This is a genomic window from Oceanispirochaeta sp. (genome assembly GCF_027859075.1).
In the GTDB taxonomy this organism is placed as follows: Bacteria; Spirochaetota; Spirochaetia; order DSM-2461; family DSM-2461; genus Oceanispirochaeta.
The window spans coordinates 1-7,830 of sequence record NZ_JAQIBL010000123.1; the positions used below are offsets into that span (position 1 = coordinate 1).

Annotated in this window: 7 protein-coding genes; 4 read left to right on the forward strand and 3 right to left on the reverse strand. The window is 48.9% G+C overall.

Annotation, left to right across the window (positions count from 1 at the left end; genetic code table 11):
• The first annotated feature begins 154 nt into the window (after window positions 1–154).
• Entirely contained in the window at window positions 155–1,372 is a 1,218-nt protein-coding gene (locus tag PF479_RS06875; RefSeq protein ID WP_298003998.1) for an SbcC/MukB-like Walker B domain-containing protein, read from the forward strand.
• Window positions 1,373–1,377: 5 nt separating this feature from the next.
• Window positions 1,378–2,139, forward strand: coding sequence for an SGNH/GDSL hydrolase family protein (locus tag PF479_RS06880; RefSeq protein WP_298004000.1), 762 nt, complete (start codon window positions 1,378–1,380; stop codon window positions 2,137–2,139).
• Here the strand turns inward: PF479_RS06880 and PF479_RS06885 are convergent.
• Window positions 2,129–2,710, reverse strand: a complete 582-nt coding sequence (locus PF479_RS06885; protein ID WP_298004003.1) for a cob(I)yrinic acid a,c-diamide adenosyltransferase — start codon at window positions 2,708–2,710, stop codon at window positions 2,129–2,131. The two genes, PF479_RS06880 and PF479_RS06885, sit on opposite strands and share 11 nt — an antisense overlap.
• A 179-nt stretch (window positions 2,711–2,889) precedes the next feature.
• Between PF479_RS06885 and PF479_RS06890 the strand changes: the two genes are divergently transcribed.
• Window positions 2,890–3,552 carry a hypothetical protein gene (locus tag PF479_RS06890; RefSeq protein WP_298004006.1) on the forward strand — a complete coding sequence of 221 codons (663 nt, stop codon included), beginning with the start codon at window positions 2,890–2,892 and terminating at the stop codon, window positions 3,550–3,552.
• 84 nt (window positions 3,553–3,636) lie between these two features.
• Window positions 3,637–4,230: a hypothetical protein gene (locus PF479_RS06895; RefSeq protein ID WP_298004008.1), complete on the forward strand. Its 594-nt coding sequence runs from the start codon at window positions 3,637–3,639 to the stop codon at window positions 4,228–4,230.
• A gap of 75 nt (window positions 4,231–4,305) precedes the next feature.
• On the opposite strand, the gene pheT is transcribed toward PF479_RS06895, so the two are convergent.
• The gene (gene pheT, locus PF479_RS06900) at window positions 4,306–6,720 is read right to left on the reverse strand and encodes a phenylalanine--tRNA ligase subunit beta (protein ID WP_298004011.1); all 2,415 of its coding nucleotides are present in this window, start codon (window positions 6,718–6,720) and stop codon (window positions 4,306–4,308) included.
• A gap of 14 nt (window positions 6,721–6,734) precedes the next feature.
• A complete protein-coding gene (pheS, locus tag PF479_RS06905; RefSeq protein ID WP_298004013.1) occupies window positions 6,735–7,778 on the reverse strand; it encodes a phenylalanine--tRNA ligase subunit alpha in 1,044 nt (347 codons plus the stop codon).
• Between the last annotated feature and the right edge of the window lie 52 nt (window positions 7,779–7,830).

Here is a 7,830-nt window from a genome sequence, read left to right on the forward strand (position 1 = left end):
CCGCCTTGAATAGCTTGTATCTGCTGAGATCTAGTCAACAGCTCTCCTCAAGGGGCATCTGCAGGACCGGGAAGGTCTGGACAGCCAATTCAAATGGAATAGTTTTGATCCGGTGAATAATGAAAGTTTCACAGAGGCCCTCACAGCAATTCAGATGAAGAAGAATGATCTGAAAACCCTGAGAGAGACGCGGCTCGTCCTCGATCGGCAGATGAGGGAGGCTGGAATCAGCTTCCACAAAGGGGAGAATGAAACAGTACAGGTCCAGGGAGAGTTTAAGAACTGGAAACAACAGCTGGAAGCCCTGGAGAAAAGGGTTTTGCCTGAGCATAAAGAGACCCTTCCCCCCGGGCTGCTGGAAGGACTGCGGCAACGACTGGGAGACCTGGACCGTGATTATCAACGCCTGAAAGGAGCAAGGAAAGGAGAGGAAGAAGCACTGCAGACCCTCCGCAACGAAGAGCGCTCCCTGGAGCTGATCCTTCAGAACAACAGAAAAGAACAATCAGGGCTTGATCAGCAGATTGCACAGAAGCTCCAGGCTGAACAGCCTCTGGAGCTTGAACTGATCCAGGGAATCCTGTCCCGTCCGCCTGATGAAGAGAAAGAAAGATCTATCCTTGAAAACTTCCATGCAAACCGAAAGCTCCTGCTGGAGGGGCAGGACAAGGTCAGGAAACTCTTGTCCCAGAAGGAAGTAATACCGGGGGAGCCCCTGGAAATGAAGAGAAGCCTTGAAGAGCTTGAACTTGAAATTCAGGAAGATCTGCGCCGGATCGGTGCCTTGAAGGGTCAGAAACAAGATCTGAAGGCAAAGCTGGATCAAAAGAAGACACTCTCGGAAAACCTTAAAAAGCAGAGGATCCGCCAGGAAAATCTGAAAGAACTGGCCGCCCTGTTCAAGGGACGGAAATTTGTGGAATACATTGCCGATGTGTACCTTCAGGAACTCTGTCAGCTGGCAAACATTCGCTTCTCCCCCCTCAGTAACCGCAGCCTGGAACTGGTATTTCAGGAAAATCAGATCCTGGTTCGGGACTTTCTCAACGAGGGCCGGCTCAGACATGTGAAGACCCTGTCGGGAGGACAGACCTTCCAGGCCGCCCTCTGTCTGGCTCTGGCCCTGGCGGAACAAACGGGACGGGGAAAAGGCAGTTTCTTCTTCCTGGATGAAGGGTTCGGATCCCTTGACAGAACCTCCCTGGAGACCGTGATGGCCTCTCTTCGCCAATTAAGCAGAGAGGGTAGGATCATCGGATTGATCTCTCATGTGGAAGACCTGCAGGAGGACCTGGATGTCTGGCTCAAGGTCAGCAGGGATGATGAGAAGGGCAGCAGTATCCAATCCAGCTGGCTGGGAAGAGAGGACTAGGAAGGATGTCCAAATTTTTATTTATGGGTGACAGCCTCACCGCCGGGAATCTGGGATTCAGTTTTCTGAAGCTCCTCCAAGATTCTTCAGTTCTGATGGAGCACACACTGATGAATGGCGGGGAAGACGGATACACCCTGGAGGGTCTCCGTCTGAAATTGGAGGCTTTTCTGACCAGAAATAAACTTCCCGATGTTCTGATTCTGGAGGGGGGAGCCAATGATGTTCTTCTGCCCCGCATGCAGTCACAGGGACCTGAATGGGATCCCTTCATCAGAAAACTGAAACGCCATGGTTCTGTCCCGGCCGGGGACAAGGCCTCCTTCAGAAATACCCTCCGGACCATCCTGTCCGCTGCTTTCGACAGCATGATTCCAAGGGTCATGATCTGCACGATTCCCTGTCTGGGAGAAGACCTGTTATCCGGGTTGAACCTGAAAAGGGAAGAGTACAACAACATTATCCGAGAGGCATGTCTTGAGTACGAACAAGCCCTTTTTGACTGCTCCTGTATAGATCTGGCCCAAAGATTTGAAGAGACCCTCCTCCCCTTTCAACCCGGCTCTCCCTATCTATTCAATGACCCGGAAGCGCTGCAGCATGATGCCCGCCGTATTTTATCAGAGGGAGAAAATACTCTGTGCAGTGAAAGAAAGCTGCAACTCACCATTGACGGAGCCCATCTGAACAGCAAAGGTGCAGAACTAATGGCCCGGTGTTTTCTGGAAGCCTTCCACCGAGAGGGACTCATAAGTTTTATTCCTTGATCTGCTCCCAATACCGGGCAGAGACAAAAAGCAGATCCGAGAGCCTGTTCAGATAAACCTGACAAGGGATAAGATGAGTCATCACTCCATTTCGGATCAAACCGACAATCTGTCTCTCACAGCGGCGACAGACTGTTCTGGACACATCAATCCAGGCAGAACAGAGAGTCTTCCCCGGGTGAATAAACTCTCTGGGAAAGAAGGTGGTTTCCATCATTTCCCGTTGAGCCTCTTCCAGATAGGTCGTATCTTTATCGGTCAGAGGCGTGATCTTGAGCCTGCTTCTGTTATCAGGGTTGGCAACCATCCCTCCCAGGATGATCAGATCTGCCTGAATCCGCTCAAAAAGACCGATCCAATGAAACGCCCTCTTCTCCGTCTCCGGGAGAGGGCCAAACTGTCTTAACCCGGCTTTGGCAACACCCAGAGTACTGGAGAGCTCATCCAGGTCTCCCAGAAGATGGAAGAGAGGATCATCCTTGCGTCTCCGCTCTCCGTTAAAAAGAGTGGAATCTCCCGTGTCCCCTCCCCGCGTCGTTATCTGGTCAAAATCCAGTTGTTTCTTTTTCATGCTTAGAAGTATTGAGTGAAGACTAGCAAATTTCAAGAAAATCCGAGGAGGAAACAGGAGAGAGAAGTCCAGGATTTCTGCCTCATTCTTTTCATTTTAACAAAAAATTATTATTCCTTAATTGCAAATAAGCTTCTCCGTGTTAAGATAATGAAAAAAATAGGTAGAACGGTACAGTCATGAGCCATAATCTTGTTGAATACGCTATCAGTGAGTCAAAGACGCTGACCGTAAAAACCATTTCTTACCTCTCACGGGAACGGAACTATATTGACCGTGTGCTCAAGCAGTACCTCAATGAGATTGAGAAACCATTCCTGGTGAATCAAGTCGCTTACTGCCTCCATGAACTGGCAGGAAATGCCAACAGAGCCAATGCGAAACGGGTATACTTTGATGAGAGGGGCCTGGATATCAGCAGTTCCCAGGATTACATCCAGGGTCTGACTACATTCCGGCAGGACACATTCAGTCAGATCGATAAATTTCATGCCAAACAGAAAGCCGCCGGCCTGTACATCAAGATTGATTTTCAGCTGCGGGATGAATCTCTCAGAATCCGGGTCAGGAACAATACTCCCCTCACCAATGAAGAGAGAGACAGAATCCATCAGAAATTTGAAACCAATAAAAAATACACGAATATACCCGAGGCATACAATGCTCTGGAAGACTATAGCGAGGGAGCCGGATTAGGTCTTGTCATGATCCTTCAGCTTTTAAACAATCTGGGCTTTGGTGAGGATGCTCTGCATGTGGATACCAACGGTAAGGAAACAATTGCCACCCTCTACCTGAATGCAGAGGATGAACTTTATAATTTAGCTCTTAATAATTACTAACACAATTCATAGTTTTCACTGTTACAATAGGGGTGAGAGTTATCCCAGACCTCCACTTCAAACTTCACCATAAAGGGGAGCATCATGTCTTTGATCGACAATTATAATTCCATTGATATTTTCGTCCTTCGCAAGGAAGCCGAAGAAAGACTTCAATGGTGCTATGCCCACGGCCATATCAGCATCGAAACCCTCGAATCCAGGCTTAAACAGCTCAATGAGAAAGAAGATAAATTATCCATCATAGCCTTGATTGAGGATCTTCCAGCACCCGAAACGAACGAGAAAATGAATGAGAACAGCAGCAATGACCACTGGTATCACAGCGGAAGCGGTAAGAAAGGAGAAAACTACTTTTCTCTCCTGGGCAGCAACTCGAGGAAAGGAAGCTGGGATGTCCCGGAAAAACTGGATGTCTGTGTTCTCCTGGGCAGTCAGGTTCTGGATTTCAGGGAGGCCCGCTTCCCCCGGAAAACGGTCAAGATTCAAGCCTGTGCCATCCTGGGCAGCATCGATATGAAATTCCCCCGGGGAGTACAGGTCAGCACGAAAGGATTTCCTTTATTGGGTTCCATCGACAACCGGGTAGAATCCGATTCAACGGGTCCCCGGATTGAGGTGGAAGGTTTCGCCTTGATGGGCAGCATATCCGCCGCCAACCCTAAAAAGAAAAAGTGAATCTTTAAAGATTATTGAGACAGAAAAAAAACCCCGGTAGAAGATCTCCGGGGCATCAATCAATAGAATACTAATCTACATTTTCAAGGGATAACCCTTGCTTTTCAAGGTCGCAATGACCTTATCTTCGGCTTCCTTGATAAAGTCTCCCGTCAGTGTCTTGTCGGGGTCTTTAAAAGACATCCTCAGAGTAACGGATTTCTGTTCTTCCGACATGACAAAGACATCTGCCACCTTCACCCAGTCCAGCTCTTTCATCTTCAAAGTCTTCAAGGCGCTGACGACATCTTCCACAGGAGTATGAGCCTCGGCGAGTACCGTACAGTCAAACAGGGAGGAAGGAAAGCGGTCCAGAGGCTGATATTTAGTCTTGTCCTTCATCCTCTGATCCTGAAAGTCTGTCAGATCCAGAACAGCGATGACCAGCTGTCCCTTGATCTTAAAATTCCGGCAAACCAGAGGATGAATGGTTCCGATATACCCGCGGCTCCGTCCCATGATCTGTATATCCATGGTTTCATAGGGGTGGATTCCCGCCCAGTCTACAGGATAGAGGGGATTCTGATCATTTTTCCCGGGGATCATCCTGTAGGAGATATTCAGACTGTTCATCAGCTCTTCTACACGGTTGGCCACATCCAGGTAGGGAGAGTTCTTTTTATCAAAGGACACAAAACCCAGCTGATAACGCTCGTTTGAAAAGTCCTGGACATCTTCCTGATAACTCCGTCCCAGTTCAAACATCTTGAAGGAGCTGTAACTCTTCTGATTCAGGGCTGCCGATGCCATAAGGCTGGGAATCAGGGAAGGCCTCATACGGTCTGATTCAGGACTCATGGCATTCACCAGGACCAATGTCTCATTCTTCTCCGGCCAATAAGCCTGATCCAGGAGTTTTTCTCCCACCATGGGATAGGTCATGATTTCCAATGCGCCCGCCCGGTTCACCATGAAATCCTGAATTTTTCTGCTCTTCACCTTGGCCTCTGACAGTCTGACCGCAGAGATGGCGTTCATGGGAGATTCAGGGGTTATGTTGTCATAACCGATAATCCGGCCGATCTCTTCGATAATATCCGCATCACATTCAATGTCTTTTGTAGATCTATAGGAGGGAACGGTCACGGTCAGTTCTCTTTCTGATTGTGCAACAGCAAAATCCAGGGCTTCCAGAATCTGGACAATCTCAAGGGTGGGAATTTTTTTTCCCAGGACCTGGCAGATCCTCCGGGGGCTGACCCTGATGACCAGGGGTGTATAGACCGGCATATTTACTTTGACAATCGATCCTTTCACGACGGCTTCGGGACAGCTCTCTTTGACCAACTCGATCAACCGCAGAAGCGACCTTTCCAGAAGCTGGGAATCCAGTGATTTTTCATAGCGCTGGAGGGCATCGGTTCTCAACCCCAAACGGGTGGCTGTGGAGCGGACTTCCGAATCCTTCCAGTTGGCCACCTCCAGAAAAATACGGCTGGTTTTATCGGCGATACTGCTGTCGAGTCCGCCCATGATCCCGGCGATTCCTGAAGGTCCCTGGGCGTCACAGACCATTGTATCCGACGGCTGGAGTTCTCTTGTCATTTCATCCAGGGTTACAAATTCTTTATCCTCCCCGGCTCGGCGGACGATGATTTTTTCGCCCCGGATGGTATCTCTATCAAAAATATGGTTTGGAATTCCCAGTTCAAGCATGACATAGTTTGAAATATCGACAATGTTGTTGATAGGCCTCATGCCGCAGGCATTCAGACGGTTTTGAATCCACAGGGGGCTGTCTTTGATGGTGATGTTGTCCATGGAAATCCCTGTAAATCCCAGGTTGGCAGAGTCGGGATCTACCGTGATGCTCACGGGGGGATTTTCATCGCTCATCCAGGACCGGATATTTTGCTCCCACCCGTCATTCCAGAGATCCTTTAAAGGACTTCCGAATACTGCTGCGAACTCCCGGGCCATACCGTAATGGCCCCAGAGGTCGGGGCGGTGTGTGATGGATTTATTATCGATGTCAAAGAGGATGTCATTCTTTTGACCTATATACTCACCCACAGACTGTCCCAGGGGAGCATCGTCTGGAAAAATCTTTAAACCTGAGTCGTCATCTCCGAGGACCAGCTCTGTTTCACTGCAGAGCATTCCCTCAGAAACAACACCCCGGATCTTCTTGGGTGTCAGAGTAAAGCCGCCGGGGAATGTTGTTCCCTGGGGAGCATAAGGAACTCTTTTGCCCACAACGGCATTGGGAGCTCCACAGACAACCTGGTGTTCCTCTTTGCCATCTGTGAATCGCACCAGATGAAGATGATCCGAATCAGGGTGATCCTCCACCTGGGTAATCTCTACAATCCGAACTCTTTCCAGCAGTTCACCCGTGGTCAGAACATCTTCCACCTCACAGGTCGCCATGGTGAATCGTTGCGCCAGTTTTTCCTGGTTCATCTCTGGAAGATCTACAAAATCCTTGATCCAGTCTATTGATATGTACATTGTGCTTCCTTGGTTTAATATGTTTTGAACTGAGAAACGAATGAAAGGTTTCCACTGTGGAGATGTCTGATATCATCGATTCCGTATCGCATCATAACCAGACGATCCAGGCCCAGGCCAAAGGCGAATCCATTATATTCATCGGGATCAACATTCCCATGTCTCAGAACATTGGGATGAACCATCCCGCAGGGGAGGAGTTCCACCCAGCCGGACTGCTTACAGACGGAACAACCCGAACCGCCGCAGATAAGGCATTCAATGTCCAGCTCGAAGCCTGGCTCCACAAAGGGGAAAAATCCGGGGCGCAATCTTACATTGACCTCTTTCCTGAAGATTTCACTCAGGAGGGTTTTCATAAAATAAATCAGGTTGGCAACGGAAATGTCCTTCCCCACCATCATCCCTTCCAGCTGATGAAAGGCGGCCTCATGGGAGGCATCGGTCGCTTCACAGCGGAAAACCTTTCCAGGACCGATAAACTTAAAGGGGGGAGTTCTTGTTTCCATGCCGCGCGCCTGGATACAGGAGGTATGAGTTCTCAAGAGGTGCTTCATATCCTGAAACCAGAAGGTATCCTGCATGTCTCTCGCCGGATGGGTCTCGGGAATATTCAGGGCTTCAAAGTTATAAAATTCATTTTCGATATGGGGCCCATCCAGGATCTCAAAACCCATGGATGTAAAAATGTCCTCGATCTCCCTCTGAATGATTGTCACAGGGTGGTATCCGGCGGCAGACAGCCCCTGATCCCTAATGGAGGAGCGGTAGGTAATGTCCTGCCAGTTCTTCTTCAGTTTTTCATTAATTTCAGAAAGCTCCAGGGCTGTCATCTTTTTTTCGATGTCTGCCAGGATGGTTTCCTTGAGTTGGTTGGACCTCATCCCCAGAGTTTTTCTGACCTCGGGAGTGGCATCCTTAAGAGATTTAAGGATGTTATTAAGCTTTCCCTTTTTCCCCAGGAAATCGGCCTTCAGGTTCACCAGAGTCGAATGGTCTTTCACCCCGCTCAGGGCCGAGGAGAATTCACTCTTCAGATCTTCCAGATTTTGTAGCATTCCGAACCTCACAAATAATGGATTAGGACCCAAAAGCCCTTTAATTATAATG

Bases quoted from the DNA above. Each gene is read 5' to 3' on its own strand.
- PF479_RS06885 (WP_298004003.1), bottom strand. From the start codon at position 2,710: ATGAAAAAGAAACAACTGGATTTTGACCAGATAACGACGCGGGGAGGG.
- pheT (WP_298004011.1), bottom strand. From the start codon at position 6,720: ATGTACATATCAATAGACTGGATCAAGGATTTTGTAGATCTTCCAGAG.
- PF479_RS06875 (WP_298003998.1), top strand. From the start codon at position 155: ATGAAGAAGAATGATCTGAAAACCCTGAGAGAGACGCGGCTCGTCCTC.
- pheS (WP_298004013.1), bottom strand. From the start codon at position 7,778: ATGCTACAAAATCTGGAAGATCTGAAGAGTGAATTCTCCTCGGCCCTG.
- PF479_RS06890 (WP_298004006.1), top strand. From the start codon at position 2,890: ATGAGCCATAATCTTGTTGAATACGCTATCAGTGAGTCAAAGACGCTG.
- PF479_RS06880 (WP_298004000.1), top strand. From the start codon at position 1,378: ATGTCCAAATTTTTATTTATGGGTGACAGCCTCACCGCCGGGAATCTG.
- PF479_RS06895 (WP_298004008.1), top strand. From the start codon at position 3,637: ATGTCTTTGATCGACAATTATAATTCCATTGATATTTTCGTCCTTCGC.